Below are 19,867 nucleotides of genomic sequence, written 5' to 3' on the forward strand. Positions count from 1 at the left end.
GCCCGCCCCCGCGCTGCCCGAGCGCCCCGCCGACGCCCCCGAGCTGCCGGTCCGGTTCGAACGGCGCAGCCACGTCGTCTCCCCGGAGGAGTGGGCCCGGATCCAGGAACGGGCGCACGCCCGCGAGGTGACCCCCTCCGGGGTGCTGGCCGCCGCCTACGCCGAGATCCTCGGCAGGGCCTGTGGACAGGCCCGCTTCACCATCAACTTCCCGCTCTTCAACCGGCTCCCGCTGCACCCGCAGGTCAACGCCCTGCTCGCGGACACCACCACCACCCTGCTGCTCGCCGTCGAACAGCAGGACTCCACCTTCGCCGGACGCGCGCAGGCCGTCCAGCGCCGCCTGTGGGCCGACCTGGAGCACCGCTACTTCAGCGGGGTGCAGGTCCTGCGCGAGCTGACCAAGCTGCGCGGCTCCCTCGCCCCGGCCATGCCCGTGGTGATGACCAGCCTCGCCGGCCACCCGCCGCAGTACGAGGAGACCGAACTGGGCGCGCCGGTCTACGGGATCTCCCAGACCCCCCAGGTCTCCCTCGACTTCCAGGTCTTCGAGAAGCCCGAAGGACTCACCTTCAACTGGGACTTCCTGCCCGCGGTCTACCCCGACGGGCTCATCGACTCGATGTTCGACGAGTTCACCGCCCTGCTGGAGGCCCTCGGCGAGGACGAGGTCTGGGAGCGGTACTCCCCGCCGCCCGGCGAGGAGGGCGCCGACGCGGCCAGGGCCGAGGAGCGCGACACCGGTGACGCCTGGGAGCGCTACTGGGCCGGCATCCGGCGCACCGGCCGAGGCGGCGACGTCATCTGGGACGCCGACAGCGGCGAGGAGTTCCAATGGCTCCTCGACCAGGCGCAGCGCCACTTCCGCCCCGACCTGCCGCTCATCGACCTCGGCTGCGGCAACGGCCGCTACAGCCGCGAACTCGCCCCGCACTACCCGTCGGTCATCGGCGTCGACGTGTCCGTCAGCGCCATCGACCACGCCAAGCGCGAGGCGGAGGGCGTGGCGAACGTCGACTACCTGGCCATCGACATGACCGACGCCGAACAGGCAGCGGTCCTGGGGGAGGGGCCCTACAACATCTTCGTCCGCGGCGTCTTCCACGTCCTGGACACCGAGGCCCGGGCCCGGCTCGCCGCGGTCGCCGACCGGCTGCTGGGCGACGAGGGCACGCTGATCGTGCACGAGCCCGACTACTCCAGCAACTCCTTCGGCTACCTCGGCTTCGTCGGCGGCAAGCGGGGTCGCGCCGAGGACCTGGTCGGCCCGCTGGAGGCGGCCGGCGTCCGGCACTCGCACCGCTTCACCCGGCCCGAGCTGGCCGAGGCGTTCGGCGCCGAGGGCTGGGAGATCGTCGAGGACGAGGCGATAGAACTGCACGCTATCGACCCCCAGTCGGACTCCGACGCCCTGCGGCTGCCCGGCTACTACGCGGTGCTGCGCCGCAGGCGCTGATGGCCGGTCTCGCACTGGCCGGGCCGACCGGAGCGGTGCTGGCAGCGGCAGGGGACGTACGGGTGCTCTTGACCCGTACCGAACTGGACCGCGCCGGCGCCCTCCGGTCGGCCGGCGACCGGGACGACTTCCTGGCCGCGCACGCACTGGTCCGGCTCTGCGCCGGGCGGCTCCTGGGCCGCCCGGCGCAGGGCCTCACCGTCGTTCAGAGCTGCGGCTCCTGCGACCGGCCGCACGGCAGGCCTCGGCTGGCCGAGGCGCCCGGCACCGGCGTCAGTTTCGCGCACACCCGGGGCTGGGTCGCGGCCGCCGCGGCCGACGGCCCCGTCGGCGTGGACGTGGAGGCCGCCGACGACGGCCCCCTGGACTGGCGGACGGCTTCGTCCGTCTGCACGGAGAAGGAACTGGCCGCCCTGCGGTCGGACACCCGCCCCCGGCGCGCCTTCCTGCGCCAGTGGGTACGAAAGGAGTCCCTGGTCAAGGTCGGGGCGGGCACGCTCGATGAGCCGGCCCGCCTCGACCTGCCCGTGTACGGGCAGGAGCCGCCGCGCTGGCACGGCTGGCGGCTGCTGGACTGGGGCGGCGCGGAGGCCGTCGGATGCGTGGCGGCCCGCGAGGAGATGCGGCTGCGGCTGCTCGGCTGAAAGACTGGACCACGTGGAACGACGTACGACCGAACGGCTGCTCAGGGCGCGCGCACAGGCGATCGGGGACGGGGTCCGGGAGGACTCCGTCGCCGCCGTCCTGGACCGGGTGCTGGCCGTCCAGGCCCAGGACCTGCCCGCGGCGGAGCTCGGGCTGCGGGTGCGGGCCCGCGGGCTGACGCAGGAGGCGGTGCGCCGGGCCACCGACACCGAACGCACCGCCGTCCGCGGCTGGTTCATGCGCGGCACCCTCCAGCTGGTGCCCGCCGCCGACGCCCGCTGGCTGCTGGCCCTCTTCGGCCCCGTCTACCTCGCGCTCGCCGCCCGGCGCCTGCGCGAACTCGGCCTGGACGAGGCCCTGTGCACGCGCTCGGAGCGCCTCATCACCGACGCGATCGCCGCGAAGGGCCCCCTGACCCGCGCCCGGCTCACCGACCGGCTCACCACCCTCGGCGTCGAGCCGAAGGGGCAGTCCGCCTTCCACCTCATCCGCCGCGCGGCCCTGGCCGGCCTCATCTGCCACGGGCCGCAGCAGGGCGGCGACGCAACCTACGTCCTCCTCGACGACTGGCTGCCCGCCACCGGACCGCTCCCGTACACCGGCGAAGCGGCCGTACGGGAACTCGCGCGGCGCTACCGCGCGGCCCACGGGCCCTCCGACGCACTGGACTTCGTCCACTGGTCGGGACTGAAGACCACGACGGGAAAGAACGCCTGGGCCGCCGTTCGGGACACCGGTCCCGAGGACCCGCCCGTCCCCGGGGATCCCGACGTACGGCTGTTGCCGGCCTACGACAACTACCTGGTCGGCTACCGCAGCCGGGACCTGTCGGTGCCCGCCGAGCACGAGCGCCGGGTGTGGCCCGGCGGCGGGCAGATCCGGGCCACCGTGCTGGTCGACGGCATGGCCGTCGGCACCTGGTCGGGCGGCCGCCGCGGGGCGCCGGTCAAGGTGGAACCCTTCCCCGGGACCGAGCCCTGGAGCCCCGCCGTGGCCGCCGGGATCGCCCGCGAGAGCGCCGACATCGCACGCTTCTCCAGCTGAGCTCATCGCATGTCTACAAGCGGTCTATAGTCCCGGAATTCATAACCGGGGACCAACCCGGGGTCCATAGCGTCAGTGCCGTCCGACAATTCCGTACCCAATCAGAAAAGGGCGTCGACATGGCACTCGGTCGGCATTCCGATTTCAATCGCCTGTGGTTCGGGCAGACCGTCAGCAACTTCGGCGACAAGATCTCCCTTCTGGCACTACCGACCCTCGCGGTCGTGGTGCTGGACGGTGGAGCCTTGGAGGTCGGCGTGCTCGGCGCGCTGCGCTTCCTCCCCTTCCTGCTGCTCGCCCCGATCGCCGGGCTGGTGGCCGACCGGGTCTCCAGGCGCATCGTCATGATCGTCGCCGACCTGGGCCGTTTCCTGGCCCTGGCCACGATTCCGCTGGCGTTCGCGCTCGACTCCGTCACCATGACGCACATCTTCATCGTGGCCGGCATCACCGGCTGCCTCACGACCTTCTTCGAGGTCTCCTACCAGTCCTGGCTGCCCCAGCTCATCGGTACCGAGAACCTCATCGAGGGCAATACCAAGCTGCAGATCAGCCGCAGCGTCGCCGAGGCGGTCGGCGCGGGCGCCGGTGGCGCGCTCATCCAGCTGCTCGGCGCCGCACGCGCCATCACCGCCGACGCGTTCACCTTCCTCATCTCGCTCATCGCCCTGCTGGTCATCCGCCACCGGGACGTGCGCGAGCGGACCGAGGAGCGGAAGGCCTCCGCGAAGGCGGAGATGAAGGAGGGCATGAAGACCCTCTTCGGCAACCCGGTCCTGCGCGGCCTGTTCACCGCCAACGTCGTGGTCAACCTCGGTGCCGCGATGGGCGACGCCATCCTCATCGTCTACGCCTACAAGGAGCTGAACCTCAGCCCCGGCCAGGTCGGTGCGGCCTTCGCCGTCATGTCGGTCTTCGTCATCGTCGGCGCGGTCCTCTCCGAGGTCGTCTCCAAGAGCCTCTCGGTCGGCCGCCTCCTGGTCATCACCGCGGTCGTGCTCGGCGCCGGTTACATCCTGGTGCCGACGGGCGGCGCGGTCGGCGGCTTCGTCGGACTGATCGTGGTCCAGGCCATCATCGGCTTCGTCTCCCCGATGTTCGACATCCACGTCCTCAGCCTCGTGCAGGGCGTCACCCCGAACGAGCAGATGGGCCGCGTCAGCGGCACCGCGCTGTCCGCGGTGTACGGCGCCCTGTCCCTCGGCTACTTCGCCGGCGGCGCGCTCGGCGAGGCGATCGGCCTGACCGGCGGCCTCGCGGTGGCGGGTGCCGTCACCATCATCGGCGGTCTGACCCTGCTCACCGGACCGGTCGCCAAGATCAAGGAAATGCCGGGCGGCGACGACACCGCCGAGGAGGGATCTCCGGCCTCGGACGAGGCCAGGGTCACCGCCTGACGGTCCAGTCCCACGGGAGCGGGTGCCCGCCGAGCGGCACCCGCTCCCGACACCCGCACCCACGCCCGCACGGGCACACCCGTACCCCGCACGCCCGTACCCCGCACCCGCACGCCCGCGCCGCACTCCCGCGGCGCTCCCTGCCGTACTCCCTCTCCCGAAGACGCACGGAGGCTCAAGGTGAGCGAGTCCCTCGCCGAACGCATAGCCGCACTGCCGAAGTCCCGCAGGGCACTGTTCCAGGCCCTGACGGGCCGCACCGGCGGGCGCGCCGCCGTACGGGAGGACCCCGAGCCGGCACCCCGCGACCCCGCGGACCCGCCGGTGCTCTCCTTCGCACAGCGCCGGCTGTGGTTCATCGACCAGCTCCAGCCCGGCAGCCCCGCCTACAACGTGCCGGTGGCCACCCGCATCCGCGGCCCGCTCGACGTCCCCGCCCTGCACGCGGCGCTCCAGGACATCGTGGACCGCCACGAGGTGCTGCGCACCGTCTACACCTACCAGGAGGGCGCCTCCGAGGCCCTGCCCCGGGTCGTGGACGGCTTCCGGCTGCCCCTGCCGCTGACCGAACTGCCCGACGAGGAATCCGTCCGGCCGTTCTACGACGCGGACGCGGGCGCCCCCTTCGACCTGGCCGGCGCCGTCCCGCTGCGGGCCCGGCTCGGCCGCCTCGGCGCCGAGGACCACGTCCTCGTCCTCAACCTCCACCACATCGTCACCGACGGCTGGTCGATGCGGATCCTCTACACCGAACTGGAGCGCGCCTACGCTGCCCGCACCGGGGCACCCGCCGAGCCGAACGCCCCGCTCGCCCTCCAGTACGCCGACTTCGCGACCTGGCAGCGCCGCCGCGTCAGCGGCGACCGGCTGGACGGGCTCACCTCCTTCTGGCGGGAGGAGCTCGGCGGAGCAGCGCCCGTGGACCTGCCCACCGACCGGCCCCGGCCCCCCGTCTTCGGGCATGCCGGAGCCTCCCGCTACATCGACCTGCCACCCCGGCTCATCGCCCGGCTCAGGGAGTTCGGCAAGTCCGAGGGCGCCACCCTCTACATGACGATGCTGGCCGGATTCGCCGCCACCCTGCGCCGCTGGACCGGCCAGGAGGACATCGTCGTCGGCACCTCCGTCTCCGGCCGCGACCACCCGGCCTTCAGTGAACTCATCGGGTTCTTCGTCAACACCCTGCCGCTGCGCATCAGAACCGGCGGGGACCCCGGCTTCGCCGAGCTGGTCCGCGCCACCCGGCACACCACCCTCCAGGCGTACGCGCACCAGGAACTGCCCTTCGACCTCATCGTGGACACGCTCGGCCTGCCCCGGGACCCGAGCAGGCCGCCGCTCACCTCCGTGATGTTCCTCCTCGACGAGACCCCGGACACGGCGCCCGGCCTCGCGGGCCTGGCCACCGAGCCCATCGACTTCTCCTCGCACGCCACCAAGTACGACCTCATGATCAGCGTCCACGACAACGGCACCGCGGTCCGCGCCCTCGTGGAGTACCCCACCGACCTGTTCGACGCCTCGACCGTGGACCGGCTCCTCGGCCACTTCCTCACCACCCTCGAAGGCGCCGTCGACCGCCCCGAAACCCCGCTGTCCGCACTGCCGCTGCTCACCGACGCCGAGCGGCGCGCCGCCCTGGACGACTGGAACGCCACCCGCGCCCCCTTCCCCCAGGACGCCTGCCTGCACCACCTCTTCGAGCAGCACGCCGACCGCCGGCCCGACGCCCCCGCCGTGGTCCTCGGCGGCCTCGGCGGCTGGAGCGTCACCTACCGGGAGCTGGAGGAGCGCGCCAACCGGCTCGCGCACCGGCTCGTCGAGTCCGGAGCCGGCCCCGACCGGACCGTGGCCCTGTGCCTGCGCCGCGGCCCCGGACTGGTCACCGCGATCCTCGCCGTCCTCAAGGCGGGCGGGGCCTACGTCCCCCTCGACCCGGACTACCCCGCCGAACGCCTCGCCCTGCTGCTGAAGGACGCCGCGCCGCCCATCGTCGTCTCCGACGCCGAACTCATCGGCCGGCTGCCCGTCCCCGCCGGCACCGCCCGGGTGCTCCTGGACACCGACCGCGCCGCGCTCGCCGACCTGCCCGCGACCCGGCCCGAGGTCCCCGTCACCGCCCGGGACCTCGCCTACGTCATCTTCACCTCGGGCTCGACCGGCACCCCCAAGGGCATCGCCCTGGAGCACCGCGGCGTCGTCAACAACCTCCTCGACCTCAACCGCTCCTACGGCATCGGCCCCGGGGACTCCGTCCTCGCCCTCTCTTCGCCCAGCTTCGACATGAGCGTCTACGAAACCCTCGGCATCCTGGCCGCGGGCGGCACGCTCGTCCTGCCCGACCCCGCCGCCGCCAAGGACCCCGCCCACTGGGCCGACCTCGTCGAACGCCACGGCGTCACCGTCTGGAACTCCGCCCCCGCACTCCTCGGCCTCCTCGTCGACCAGCTCGAACACGCCGGAGGTCCGCGACTGCCCAAGCTGCGCACCGCGTTCCTCGGCGGCGACTGGATCCCCGTCACCCAGCCCGACCGGATCCGCGCCTTCGCGCCGGAGCTGTCCTTCGCGGCCCTCGGCGGGGCGACCGAGGCGTCCATCCACTCGGTGGAGCACCGGGTCGGCCGGGTCGACCCGCAGTGGACGAAGCTCCCGTACGGGCGCCCCATGGCCAACCAGCGCACGTACGTCCTCGACCCGCACGACCGCCTCGTCCCCGTCGGCGTCCCCGGCGAACTCCACCTCGGCGGCGTCGGACTGGCCCGCGGCTACCTGAACCGGCCCGAGCTCACCGAGGAGAAGTTCGTCCACGTCGAGCTGGAACCCGGCCGCACCGAACGCCTCTACCGCACCGGCGACCTGGCCCGCTACGGCACGGACGGCACCATCGAACTCCTCGGCCGCACGGACTTCCGGATCAAGCTCAACGGGCTCCGCATCGAACCCGGCGAGGTGGAGAGCGCGCTGCGCGACCGCCCCGGCGTCCGCGAGGCCGTCGTAGCCGCCCGCCGTACCGCCGCCGGATCCGACCGCCTCGTCGGCTACGTCGTCCCCGAGGACGGCGCCGACCTCGACACCGCCGCCCTGCGCACCGCACTCGGCGCGGTCCTGCCCCCGCACTGCGTCCCCGCGGAACTGGTGCTGCTGGAACGCCTCCCGCTGAGCCCCAACGGCAAGGTGGACCGCGGTGCCCTGCCCGACCCGCGCCCCGCCGCACCGGCCCCGGACCGGCCGGCCGCCGTCGCACCGGCCGGCGGCGACCCCGTCGCCCTGCGGATCGCCGCCGTCTGGGCCGAGGTGCTCGGCGTGGCCGAAGTGGCCCCCGACGACGACTTCTTCGCCCTCGGCGGGGACTCCTTCGCCGCCGTGCGCGCCGTCCGGGCCGTCGCCGCCGCCCTGCCGGACGGCGGGGCCGCCGCCCTGCGCGTCGTCGACCTCTTCAGCAACCCGACCCCGGCCGGCCTCGCCGCCCGCAGCGCCGAACTCGGCGGCAGCGGGACACAGGCGCACCGCCTGCTGCACCGGCTCACCCCCGAACGCCCCGCCGGCACCACCGCCCTGACCCTGGTCTGCTTCCCGCACGGCGGCGGCGACGCCATCGCCTACCAGCCCCTCGCGGCCCAGCTCCCGCCGCACATCGAGCTGCTGGCCGTCTCGCCGCCCGGACACGACCCGCTGCGCCCCGGCCCGATGCTGCCGGTCCCGGACTTCGCAGAACTCGCCGCCCAGGAGATCGCCCGCACCGTGCAGGGCCCGTACGCGGTCTACGGCCACTGCGCCGGAGTCGTCACCGCGCTGGAGACCACCCACGTCCTCGAACGCATGGGACAGCGGCCGATCGCCCTGGACCTCGCCGCCGCCCTCCCCGAGGAGGACCCCGAGTACGCACTGGAAATGGAGCGGGTCTCCGGCGACGACGACCTCGTCGCCTACCTCACCACCATGGACGGCTTCGACGGCGTCCTCGACGACCGCGACCTCACCGCCGTCCTGCGGATGGTGCGGCACGACATGACCGAGGCCGCCCGCTTCTTCGCCCGTACCCCCGGCGGCTACGAACAGCCCCTGACCACCCCGCTCACCTGCATCATCGGCGACGCCGACGACGCCACCGAGGGCTACGAGGACGGCTACCGCGCCTGGGGCCGGTACGCCGCCGACGTGTCGCTCGCCGTGATCCCCGGTGGCCGCCACTACTTCGCCAAGCACCTGCCCGACCGGCTCGCCGCCCTGCTCGCAGACCTGCACCGCAACGGAGGAAACCATGTCTGATCTCGCCGAACGGCTCGGCCGCCTGCCCCAGGGACAGCGCTCCCGGCTGCTGGGCAGGATGCGCAACCAGATGACGGCCGGCGTGGGCCGCCGCGTCGAACTCAAGCGCGCCGACCACGGACCGCGCTCCCGCTCCTCCTTCCAGCAGGAGCAGATGTGGTTCGTCGACAAGCTCGGCGCCGGCAAGGCCCGCAACAACATAGCCCTCTCCATAGCCCTGGGCGGTCCCCTGGACCGGGCCGCCCTGCACGAGGCCCTCAACGCCGTCGTCTCCCGACACCAGGTGCTCCACAGCAAACTCGTCGAGATCGACGGCGTCCCCTGGCAGGAGCCCGTCCCCTCCTTCGTGCTCGGCGTCCAGAGCACCGACCTGTCGGGCAGCGACGACGCCGACCGCGAACTCGCCGAGCTCACCGCGGCCACCGCCGCCGCCCCCTTCGACCTGGCCGCCGCCCCGCCCGTCCGCGCCCACCTCGTGCGCCTCGCCGAGGACCGGCACGTCCTGCTCTGGGTCGTCCACCACATCGCCTGGGACCCCGGCTCGACCCGGATCTTCACCGAGGAACTGACCAGCAGCTACGCCGCGGCCGCCGCGGGCAGGCGCCCCGAGGCCCCCAGACTCGCCGTCGAGTACGCCGACTTCGCGGCCTGGCAGCGGGCCAAGCTGGAGAACGACGAGCACGGCCGGGCGCTCGCCGCCAAATGGCGCCAGATCCTCGCCGGCGCCGTCGCCACCGAGGTCATGCCCGACCACCCGCGCGGTCCCGAGACGAAGGGCGACGGCCGCGGCCTGAAACTGACCCTCGACCAGAAGCTGCTGGACCGTCTCACCGAACTCGCCGACGCGGGCAGCACCACCGTCTTCACCACCCTGCTCGCCGCCTTCAACGCACTGCTGCGGCACTGGACCCGGACCGAGGACGTCGTCGTCGGCACCGCCAGCGCCTCCCGCCCCCACCCCGACCTGGAACAGGTCATCGGCTGCTTCGTCCAGATGATCACCCTGCGGACCGAGGTCACCGACGGGCTCACCTTCCGCGAGCTCGTCACCCGCACCGCCGCCTCCGTGATGGACTCCTTCACCAGCAGCGAACTGCCCTTCGAGCAGGTCGTCGAGGCCGTCCGGCCGGTGCGCGACCCGCTGCGCCACCCGCTCTTCCAGATCGAGTTCACCTCGCTCGGCCGCTGGGGCACCCACCGCGCGCAGGCCGCGGACGTCGAGTTCACGATGGATCAACTGCACGACGGCGCGGCCAAGTTCGACATGAGCTTCCTCGTCGGCGAGAACGACGGCCTGGAACTCTCCCTCGAGTACAACACCTCCCTCTACCGCCACGGCACGGCCAGCGCCCTCCTCGGTGCCTTCCGGCAGGTCCTGGAGCAGGTCGCCGAGAACCCCGACCTCAAGGTCGGCGACATCAGCCTGGTCGAGGAGCCCGCCGCCTCCCGGCACGCCCGCGAGCTGTCCCGCGGCGGCCCCGTCGACGAGGCCGCCTGGACCACCACCCTGGACCGCGCCTTCCGGGAGCGCGCCACCATCCACCCCGACGCGACCGCCGTCCGGCACGGCGCCACGCGGCTGGACTACGCGGCACTCGACCGCTGGTCCGAGGCCATCGCCCACCGGCTGCGCGACCGCGGCGTCGGACACGGGGACCCGGTCGCCGTGTGCGTGGCCCGCGGCCCGGCCGCCGTCGCCGGCGTCCTCGGCGTCCTCAAGGCGGGCGCCCACTACATCCCGGTCGACCCGGCCGCCCCGGCCGAGCGGACCCGTACCGTCCTGGCCGACGCCAAGGTCCGCCACGCCCTCGTCGACGAGAGCGCGCAGCTGCCCGTACCGCTGGAACTCGTCAACACCGGGACCGCGGCCCCCGTCCGCGAGGTCCCCTCCCTCGCCCTCAGCTCCACCCCCGCCGACCTGGCCTACGTGCTCTACACCTCCGGCAGCAGCGGAACCCCGAAGGGGGTCATGATCGAGCACCGCTCGGTCACCCACTTCTCCCGCACCATCGCCAAGGCCTACGAGATCAAGGCCGAGGACCGGGTCCTGCAGTTCGCGCCCCTCACCTTCGACGTCTCCGTCTTCGAGATCTTCACCACCCTGCTCGCGGGCGGCTCGCTCGTCATCGCCACCGACGACGAACGCCGCGACCCCGCCCTGCTCCAGGCCCGGATGCGCGAGGACGCGGTGACCGTCGCCGAACTCCCGCCCGCACTCCTGCCGCTACTCGACCAGTCGGCCCTGCCCGACCTGCGCCTGGTCTCGGTGGGCGGCGAGGCCTTCCCCGGCCGGCTCGTCGCCGAATGGACCGCGGGGGAGCGCCGCTTCGTCAACGGCTACGGCCCCACCGAGGCCACGGTCGCCGTGACGCTGATGGACTGCACCGGCAGCTACGACCGCAACCCGCCCATCGGCCGCCCCATGCCGGGCCACCAGGCCTTCGTGCTCGACGAGCGGCTGCGCCCGGTCCCGCCCGGCGTCCCCGGCGAACTGTGCGTGGCCGGCCCCGGTGTGGCCCGCGGCTACCTGGGCCGCCCCGACCTCACCGCCGAACGTTTCGCGGACAACCCGTACGCCGACGGCCCCGAGACCGCCCGCCTCTACCGCACCGGTGACCTCGTCCGCTGGCTGCCCGGCGGGAACCTCGACTTCCTCGGCCGCACCGACCGCCAGCTCAAGGTCCGCGGCCACCGCATCGAGCCCGGCGAGGTCGAGGCCGTGCTGACCGGGCACCCCTCCGTGCAGCAGGCCGTCGTGGTGGCCCAGCCCGCCGCGGGCGGCGAGCGGATGCTGGCCGCCTACGTCACCGTCGAGCAGGTCGGCTCCTACGCCTCCGAGGTCGCCGACGCCGAGGGCCTGCGCGCCTACACGGCCGTCCGGCTCCCCGGCTACATGGTCCCGGTCGTCGTCGTCCTGGACGAGCTGCCGCTGACCCCGCACGGCAAGGTCGACACCGCCGCCCTGCCCCTGCCCACCGAGCAGTCGGCCCAGGGCGGGACCCCGCCGCGCGACGCCGTCGAGGAGCAGATCTGCCGCGACATCCTCACCCCACTGCTGGAATGGCAGAACCCGGACGTGGAGGGCGACTTCTTCGCCCTGGGCGGCAGCTCCCTGCAGGCCACCATCGTGGTCTCCCGGGTCCGGGCCCTCTTCGGCATCGACATCGCCCTCGCCGACTTCTTCGGCCGTCCGACCGTCGCGGGCCTCGCCGAACTCGTCCGTGCCGCGAAGGCCGAGGCCGCCGGTGAACAGGACCGGCTGCTCGCGGTCTTCGAGCAGATCGAGAACATGAGCGACGAAGAGGCCGCCGCCCTCCTCGGCTCCCTCCAGCAGCCGGAGGGACCCTGATGGCCGGTCCGGCCGGGCTGGAGGGGGCGCTCGCCGCGCTCCCCGAGGGCAAGCGCGAGCTCGCCCGCCTGATGCTGGCCGCCCGCCGGCCCGTACCCGGATACCCGGCCCCGCGCTCCGGCGCGGGGCCGGTCCCCCCGACCGCCCTGCAGACCCGGCTGTGGCGCCGGGAACGCACCCACCCGGCCGTCGCCACCGGCTCGCACGCGCTCCGGCTGACCGGCCCCCTCGACCCGCGGCGGCTCGACGAGGCCCTCACCGGGGTGCTGCGCCGGCACGAGGCCCTGCGCACCCGGCTGGTCCGCTCCACCGCGGACCAGCCCCGGCTGCACGTGGAGGAGGAACCGGTGCTGCGGCTCACCCGGGCCGACCTGACGGGCTTCACCCCCCAGGCCGCGGCCGAGCGGACCGCCCTGCAGCTCAAGGAGAGCGCCTCCACCGTCCTGGACCTGGAGTCCGGCCGCACCAGCGCGTTCCGGCTGCTGCGGACCGCCCCCGACGAGCACGTCCTGATCCTCGCCTCCCACCTCGCGGTCTTCGACGGCTGGTCCTCCGGGGTCTTCCTCGCAGACCTCGCCGCCGGCTACCGCGAGGGTCCGGAGGCCCTCACCCCGCCCGAACTCCAGTTCCCCGACTACGCCGACTGGCAGCACCGCTGGCTCGCCGGACCGGACGGCACCGCCGAACTGGCCCGCCGCCGGGCCGTGTTCGCGGCCGACCCGCCCGCACCCAGGGCCCCCGGCGGTTTCGAGCGCGGACACCTGCCCGTACGGCTCGCCCGCGGTCCCGTCGACGCGGGCCTGGAGCTGGGCGCGGCCGAGGGGGCGACCCCCTTCATGACCCTGCTCGCCGCGCTCGCCGTGGTGCTCGCCCGCAGGGACGGCCGTACCTCCGTGGTGATCGGCACCCCGGCCGCCGGCCGGTTCGCCGCACCGCTCGAAGGAGCCGTCGGGCAGTACACCACCGTCGTGCCGATCCGGCTCGACCTCGCCGGCGGGCCGGCCTTCCGCGAGCTCCTGCACCGCACCCGCACCGCGGTGGCCGACGCCCTGGCCCACCAGCGCCTGCCCGTGGACGTGCTGTTCGGCGACGGCACACCGCCGCCGTACAACGTCCTGTTCGCCCTCCACAACTACCCGGCCGTACCGCTGGACCTGCCCGGCATCGAGGTCGGACAGCTCCCCGGGCCGCCCGCCCGCCACCTGGAGCTCTACAGCCCCGACCCGGCCGCCGCCCTGGCCTGCGTGGGCCTGGTGGAGCGGGACGGCGAGATCGGCGGCACCGCCGAGTACAACCGGCACGCGGCCACGCCCGAGGACGTGCGGGGCCTGCTCACCGGGATCGAGGAGGTGCTGGACCGGGCCGTCGCCGCGCCCGGGTCCCCGCTCGTCACCGCCCGGCACTGAGCGCGGGGGCCGGGGCCGTGCGCGCCCCGGCCCCCGCCCCGATCCCCACCGGACCCACCCGGACCCACCAGACCCGCCTAGGGAGTTGCCCGTGCTCACCACCGAGTTCTACCGCGCGCCCGCGGACTGCGGGCTCGTACGGAGCGGGGCCGACGTGCCCCGCACCCCCATGCGGGCCCTGCGCGAGGACATCCACGACATCCTGGTGTCCGCACCCGTCGCCGAGGCCCGGCGCACCCGCGACCCCCGGCCCATCCACCGGGCCCTGGGCGAGCGGGGCCTGCTCGCGCCCCAGTGGCCCGAGGAGTACGGCGGCCGCGGCGTCAGCCAGGTCGCGGCCGCCGTGCTGGTCGAGGAACTCGCCATGCACGACGTCCCCGACCTGCTGCACACCCTCACCGTGCAGATCGTCGGCTCCACCCTGCTCAACGTCGCGAGCCCGCAGATGAAGGCGCGCCACCTGCCCGGCTTCGCCGCGGGCACCTCCTTCGGCTGTGTGCTCTTCAGCGAACCGCAGGCCGGATCCGACCTCAACATCCTCTCCACCCGCGCCGTCTCCGACGGCAAGGGCGGCTACAAGCTCTACGGCACCAAGGTCCACTCGCTCTTCGCCCGCTTCGCGGACTACGGCCTGTGCCTGGCCCGCGGCGAGGACGACGCCTTCAGCCTCTTCCTCGTGCCCCTGGCCCAGCCGGGCGTCACCATCCGGCAGATCCCGGGCATCGGCGACGACGCCTTCCACGAGGTCGCCCTCGACGGCGTGGCCGTCACCGCCGACGACGTCGTCGGCACGATCGGACAGGGCTGGGCGATCGTCGTCAAGACCCTGGCCTTCGAACGCACCGGCCTCGACTACTACGTCAAGGCGCTGCGCTGGTACCGGGCCGCCGTCGAACGGCTGGAGGCCCACACCGACCGGCTGGAGGCCGGGCAGCACGACCAGATCGGCCTGGCCAAGCTGAACGCCCGGCTGCTCGCGGCGGGCACCCTGGTCCGCCGCGTCCTCACCCGCCTCGACCGGGGCGAGCTCAACGAGGACGAGGCGGCCGCCGCGAAGTGGTACACCACCGAACTCGCCGCGGAGGTGGCCTGGTGGGCCGCCGAACTCGACGGCGACACGAGCATGACCCTCGACGACCCGGAGGTCGACGGGGTGGCACACCCACTGGATTCGGCGATGCGTGAGGCCCCGGGGATGCGGATATCCGGCGGCACCGCCGAAATGATGCTGGAGACGCTGGCCCGGCTGCGTCTCGACTCAGGGGCGGAGGTACGGCCATGACGACCCAGGCGGTCAACGGGAGCGGTATGCAGGGGGCGGCCGGCGAGGCGCCCGAACGGTGGCGGGAGAGGGAGGACGAGGACTCGCTCTTCCGGCAGCTCCGGCTCACGGTGCGGCAGGGCCTGGAGGTCGACGGGGACACCCCCGCCGGCGCCTGGGAGGCGCTGACCCAGGTCGGCGCCTGGGAGTTCGCCCTCCCCATCGAGAAGGAGGGCCTCGACCTCGGCCACGCCGTCCTCGCCATGGTGTGCGAGGAAGCCGGCAACGCGATGCAGCCCGTCCCGCTCGCCGACACCCTTCTCGCGCTCGACGTGCTCTCCGCCCTCGGCCCCCTCGCCCCCGAGGGCACCGACGACCTGCTGGACCGGGTGCGGGCCGGGGAGCTCCAGCTCGCCGTCCCGGGCCGGCTCCCCGATCCGCGCGGCACCGTACCGCCCGGCATCGCCTGGAAACCGGACGGCGACGGCGCCGGCGCGGTCCTCACCGGCACCGGCGGCCCGTTCGCCGCCGGCGTCGGGCCCGACGCCCTGCTGGTCCTGGCGAGCGGTCCCGACGGCCCCTGCGTCGCCCTCGTCGACCTGCCCGCCCCGGGCGTCACCGTACGCCCGTTGCGCGACCACGGCGGGGGAGCGGTCGCCGGAGCCGTCTTCGACGAGGCACTGATCCCGGCCGGTTCGGTCCTCCTGCGGGGGCTCGCCGCCGAACAGGCCCTGGCCCGCGTCGGCCTGCGCGCCGCCGTCCACCAGGCGTCCCTGCTGGCCGGCATCACCGCGGCCGCCCTGACCGCCGTCGTCTCCCGGATCCGCGGCCGGCAGCAGTTCGGCCAGGCCCTGGTCAAGCACCAGGGCCCCCGGCTGCGGGTGGCCGGGCTCCTGGCCCGGCTCGACGCCGTGCGCTGGGCCGTCGGCGACGCCGCCCGCGACCTCGACGAGGGCCGGCTCACCCCGGGGGAGGCCGCCGGGCTCATCGCCCTCACGGCGGAGACCACCCTGGACGTGACACGTGACGCCGTGCACCTGCACGGCGCCTCCGGGCTGGTACGGGACGGCCTGGTGGCCGGCTGCTACCGGCGCGCGGCGTGGGAGGCCCTGCGCTGCGGACGCCCCACCCAGCTGTGGGACACCGCGGCGCACACCCCCTGACCCGCCGCACGAGGAACCCGCCCGCACGAGGAAGGGGCCCCCGCACTGCGGGAGCCCCTTCCCCGGGTACCGGCGGCCCGGCCGTCAGACCAGGTCGCGGCGCATGATCCAACGGTGCCGCTTGTCGCTCTTCGCCTCGGTCCGCCGGATCCGGCGGAAGCCGGCCCGCTCGAACATGTCCATCGTCCCGACATAGGCGAGGGTCGGGTTCACCCGGCCGCCCTCGGGGTCCACCGGGTACCCCTCCACGGCGGGCGCGCCGTTCGCCCGTGCGTGCTCGACGGCCCCCTCCAGCAGACCCGAGGCGACCCCCTTGCCGCGGAACTCCTTGCGCACGACGAAACAGGTCACCGACCACACGGGCACGTCGTCCACCGGGGTGATCGTCTTCGAGGACGTGAGCCGGTCGAGCTGGCGGCGCGGGGCCACATTGCACCAGCCGGCCACGTCGCCGTCCAGGAACCCGAGCACCCCGGGCGGCGGATCGGCCTTCTCGGTGAGGTTGCGCAGGTGCTCGCCCCGCTCCTGCGCGGTCATCCGCCCGTAGTCACCGGTGCTCAGCCGCCACGCCATGCACCAGCACGTGTGCGCGCTCTGCTTCGGCTGGAGCACCTTGCGGACGTCGTCCCACAGATCCGCCGTGGCGGGCCGGACTTCTAAACTCATGTTGCTACTTCGCTCTCTTCCGCTTCTTACAGGCGTCCCGCGGGCGCGGTCCTGCGCGCCCCGGCGACGACATCGGTCATCACGGCGGTCAGCACCTCGAGGGCGCGCCGACACGCCTCGTGTCCTGCGTCCAGATGGGTGACCAGCCGGACGGTGTCCGGGTCCGGCGCGGTCACCAGCACTCCTTCCTGAGCGGCCCGTGAAACGACCTCGTCGGCGCCCGGCACCTCGACGAGGACGATGTTGGTCTCGGGCGGGCGCACGGGGAAACCCGCGTCCCGCAGTCCCGCCGCCAGCAGCCCGGCGTGGACGTGGTCCTCGGAGATCCGCTCCACGTGGTGGTCCAGGGCGTACAGCCCCGCAGCGGCCAGGATGCCCGACTGCCGCATGCCGCCGCCCAGGCCGTGCCGGAGCTTCCGCGCCCTGGGCAGGTGTTCGGACCGCAGCAGGAGCACCGAACCGACCGGCGCGCCCAGCCCCTTCGACAGGCACACGGACAGCGAATCCGCCGTCTCCCCGTACTGGGCCGCCGACGCCCCCGTAGCGGCCATCGCGTTCCAGATCCGGGCGCCGTCCATGTGAACGGCCACCCCCGCGCCGGACGTCAGCTCGCGCACCGCGCGCAGCGTCCCCAGCGGGTGCACCGTACCGCCCGCCCTGGTGTGGGTCTGCTCCACCTCCACCGCGCGCGTGCCCAGCGTGTACGCGTTCCCCCGCCGGACCACCCCGGCCAGCAGCTCCGGGGTGACCACCCCGCGTTCCGCCGCCACCGTACGCGTCTGGATCCCGCCGTAGCGGGCCGGGGAGGCCTCCTCGTGGGCCAGGACGTGTGCCTCGGCGTCGCACACCAGCTCCTCGCCCGGCGCGACGAGGAGCTGCAGCGCGATCTGGTTGGCCATCACCCCGGACGGCGTGAACAGGGCCCCGGGGAAACCGAAGAGCCCGGCGACGCGCTCCTCCAGGGCGCGCACGGTCGGATCCTCCCCGAAGAGGTCGTCGCCGACCTCCGCGCCGGCCATCGCGGCCCGCATACCGGGACCCGGCCGGGTCACCGTGTCGCTGCGCAGATCGGCGATGCCGGAACCACCTGTGGTCATGACGGGTCGTCAACTCCTCGGTCGCGGGGCTGCGGGGTCAGTTCGCGCGCCGCCATCCAGTCCAGCAGCGGCCGTACCAGCAGCCAGGTCTCCCGGACGAACTCTCCGGCGCGCGCCGTGTGCAGGCCCGCGGCCGGACCCTGGCGGCGCCCGGCGTCGATCTTGCGGTGGCGCAGCAGGTCCAGCCGCGGGTGGTCCGCGGGCACCCCCCGGGGCCGGGACTTGAGCCGGTCCCCGCCGAGGACGAAGCCCTGCTCCGCCAGCCGGCCGGTGATCGCCGCCAGCTCCGTGCCACCGTCCTCCTCCTCGACGGCGGCACGGTAGCGGGTGACCTCGGCCCCGGCGTACGGGTACCACCGGCCCGAGGCGTACAGCCCGTCCCGGTCCAGGTGCACCCACAACCCCAGGCAGGGCAGCAGGTCCAGGTAGGCGCCCTGATAGGTCTTGTACGGGGACTTGTCGTGGGACATCCGGGTGTCCCGGACCGGGCCGAGCACCTGCACTCCGCCCGGCCCGGCCCACTCCTCGAAGAACGTGCCCAGTTCAGCGGCCAGCTCGTCCATCGGCGCACGCACGTCGCGCTCGTACCGCTCGCGGTGGCGCAGCCGCCACGCCTCCTTGCTGTTGTCGGCCGCGAGGTCCTCGTACAGGCGCAGTGCCGAGGGCGGGAAGCCGCTGAAGGTCACGTCAGGTACCCCGGCAGGGGGTGGGCGGCGCACAGCTCGGAGACCCGGGTGCGGACCCGGTCGCGCAGGGCGTCCGGCAGGACGCCGCCGGGTGCGGCGAGCGCCGTCAGGACGTCCGCGACCAGGTCGGCGCACTCCGCGGCCACCGTACGGTCCATCCCGCGCGCGGCCAGCGTGTTGGTGCCCAGCCGCAGCCCGCCCGTCACCCGGACCGGAGTGGTGTCCCCGGGGACGCGGTTGCGGTTGACGACGATGCCGCAGGACTCCAGGGCCTCCTCCGCCACGTCCCCGGTGACCCCGGTGCCGCGCAGGTCGAGCAGCACCATGTGGGTGTCCGTACCCCCCGTTACCAGCCGGAAGCCCCGGTCCAGGAGCCGCTCGGCGATCGCCTGCGCGCCGTCGGCCAGCCGCTTGGCGACCTCCGCGAAGTCCGGACTCGCCACGAAGTCCAGCGCGCGCGCCTTGGCCGCCACCGACGCCAGGTCGGGGGTGCCCTGGGTGAAGGGGAACACGGCGCGGCGCAGGGTCGCGGCCAGGGTGCCGCGCTCCGGCCCGGCCCTGCGGGCCTCGCGGCCGAGCAGGATCAGCCCGCCGCGCGGACCGTAGAGCTGCTTGTAGGTGCTGGTGGTGGTCACGTGGGCGTGGTCGACGGGACTCTGGTGGAGGCCGGCCGCGACCAGGCCCGCGATGTGCGAGATGTCGGCCAGGAGGTAGGCGTTGGCCTCGTCGGCGATCTCCCGGAACCGGGCGAAGTCGATGCTGCGGGGGTACGCGCTGGCCCCGCACACGATCAGCTTCGGCCGGTGTTCCAGGGCCAGTTCGCGGATCTGGTCGTAGTCGAGCAGCCCCTCCGGCGTCACCCGGTAGCCGTGGGCGCGGTAGTACCGGCCGGTCACCGAGGCGGGGGAGCCGTGGGTGAGGTGGCCGCCGCAGTCCAGGTCGAGACCGAGCAGGGAGTCGCCGGGGCTCAGCAGCGCCGTGATCACGGCGAGGTTCGCGGAGGACCCGGAGTGCGGCTGCACGATCGCGTCCTGCGCCCCGAAGGCCGCGCACGCCCGTTCGATCGCGAGCCGCTCGATCTCGTCGGCGATACCGCAGCCCGCGTGGTAGCGGTTGCCCGGATATCCCTCGGCGGTCAGGTTCCCGAGCGCGCTGCCCTCGCAGGCCAGTACGGACGGGTCGGCGACGCTCGACGCCGCGACCATCATCAGGGTGTCGCGCTGGCGCGCCGACTCCCGGGACAGCAGCTCGTACAGGACGGAATCGCGCTCTCTGAGCCGGGTGTTGGCGTGCGCGGCGAAATCGACCAGGTCCGGGGCGGGCGCCGCGGGCGCGCCGCCCGGGAGCCCGTCCTGGTCCAGCGGATCGGTGACGGGCGCGGGCAGGGTGAGACTCATGACTGTCCCCTCTCGGAATCGTCCTTGATGG

General features: G+C 74.0%; 13 protein-coding genes. 9 read left to right on the top strand and 4 right to left on the bottom strand.

The annotated features are described in order from the left end of the window. The 9 genes from IH80_RS0117415 to IH80_RS0117455 form a co-directional block, all read left to right on the top strand. On the top strand, window positions 1-1,456 hold a 1,456-nt coding region (locus tag IH80_RS0117415), incomplete at its 5' end, for a methyltransferase domain-containing protein (protein WP_030961476.1). Beyond that, a complete protein-coding gene (locus IH80_RS46045) occupies window positions 1,456-2,100 on the top strand; it encodes a 4'-phosphopantetheinyl transferase family protein (RefSeq protein ID WP_051809450.1) in 645 nt (214 codons plus the stop codon). The genes IH80_RS0117415 and IH80_RS46045, both read left to right, overlap by 1 nt. Before the next feature lie 13 nt (window positions 2,101-2,113). Beyond that, window positions 2,114-3,145, top strand: coding sequence for a winged helix DNA-binding domain-containing protein (locus tag IH80_RS0117425; protein WP_030961479.1), 1,032 nt, complete (start codon window positions 2,114-2,116; stop codon window positions 3,143-3,145). A gap of 119 nt (window positions 3,146-3,264) precedes the next feature. Beyond that, on the top strand, window positions 3,265-4,542 hold the full coding sequence (locus IH80_RS0117430; protein ID WP_051809452.1) for an MFS transporter: 1,278 nt from the start codon (window positions 3,265-3,267) through the stop codon (window positions 4,540-4,542). A 180-nt stretch (window positions 4,543-4,722) separates the two neighbouring features. Next, window positions 4,723-8,811 (top strand): non-ribosomal peptide synthetase, encoded by a 4,089-nt coding sequence (locus tag IH80_RS0117435; protein ID WP_051809455.1) that lies wholly within the window; start codon window positions 4,723-4,725, stop codon window positions 8,809-8,811. Then, entirely contained in the window at window positions 8,804-12,160 is a 3,357-nt protein-coding gene (locus tag IH80_RS0117440; protein ID WP_051809456.1) for a non-ribosomal peptide synthetase, read from the top strand. The genes IH80_RS0117435 and IH80_RS0117440 overlap by 8 nt, the downstream gene beginning before the upstream one ends. Further along, the gene (locus IH80_RS0117445; protein WP_030961484.1) at window positions 12,160-13,566 is read left to right on the top strand and encodes a condensation domain-containing protein; all 1,407 of its coding nucleotides are present in this window, start codon (window positions 12,160-12,162) and stop codon (window positions 13,564-13,566) included. The genes IH80_RS0117440 and IH80_RS0117445 overlap by 1 nt, the downstream gene beginning before the upstream one ends. Window positions 13,567-13,657: 91 nt before the next feature. After that, window positions 13,658-14,848 (top strand): acyl-CoA dehydrogenase family protein, encoded by a 1,191-nt coding sequence (locus IH80_RS0117450; RefSeq protein ID WP_051809458.1) that lies wholly within the window; start codon window positions 13,658-13,660, stop codon window positions 14,846-14,848. Further along, window positions 14,845-15,990: an acyl-CoA dehydrogenase family protein gene (locus tag IH80_RS0117455; RefSeq protein ID WP_030961487.1), complete on the top strand. Its 1,146-nt coding sequence runs from the start codon at window positions 14,845-14,847 to the stop codon at window positions 15,988-15,990. The genes IH80_RS0117450 and IH80_RS0117455 overlap by 4 nt, the downstream gene beginning before the upstream one ends. A gap of 84 nt (window positions 15,991-16,074) precedes the next feature. On the opposite strand, the gene IH80_RS0117460 is transcribed toward IH80_RS0117455, so the two are convergent. The 4 genes from IH80_RS0117460 to glyA are packed head-to-tail and all read right to left on the bottom strand — an operon-like array spanning window position 16,075 to window position 19,836. Next, window positions 16,075-16,656 (bottom strand): GNAT family N-acetyltransferase, encoded by a 582-nt coding sequence (locus IH80_RS0117460; protein ID WP_030961488.1) that lies wholly within the window; start codon window positions 16,654-16,656, stop codon window positions 16,075-16,077. Window positions 16,657-16,682: 26 nt separating this feature from the next. Continuing rightward, window positions 16,683-17,753, bottom strand: a complete 1,071-nt coding sequence (locus IH80_RS0117465) for a threonine aldolase family protein (RefSeq protein ID WP_051809461.1) — start codon at window positions 17,751-17,753, stop codon at window positions 16,683-16,685. After that, the gene (locus IH80_RS0117470; protein WP_051809464.1) at window positions 17,750-18,439 is read right to left on the bottom strand and encodes a DUF2461 domain-containing protein; all 690 of its coding nucleotides are present in this window, start codon (window positions 18,437-18,439) and stop codon (window positions 17,750-17,752) included. Before IH80_RS0117470 ends, IH80_RS0117465 begins: the two co-directional genes overlap by 4 nt. Then, window positions 18,436-19,836, bottom strand: coding sequence for a serine hydroxymethyltransferase (gene glyA, locus IH80_RS0117475; protein ID WP_078906588.1), 1,401 nt, complete (start codon window positions 19,834-19,836; stop codon window positions 18,436-18,438). The genes IH80_RS0117470 and glyA overlap by 4 nt, the downstream gene beginning before the upstream one ends. Between the last annotated feature and the right edge of the window lie 31 nt (window positions 19,837-19,867).

This window comes from Streptomyces sp. NRRL S-378, assembly GCF_000720645.1.
Classification (GTDB): domain Bacteria; phylum Actinomycetota; class Actinomycetes; order Streptomycetales; family Streptomycetaceae; genus Streptomyces.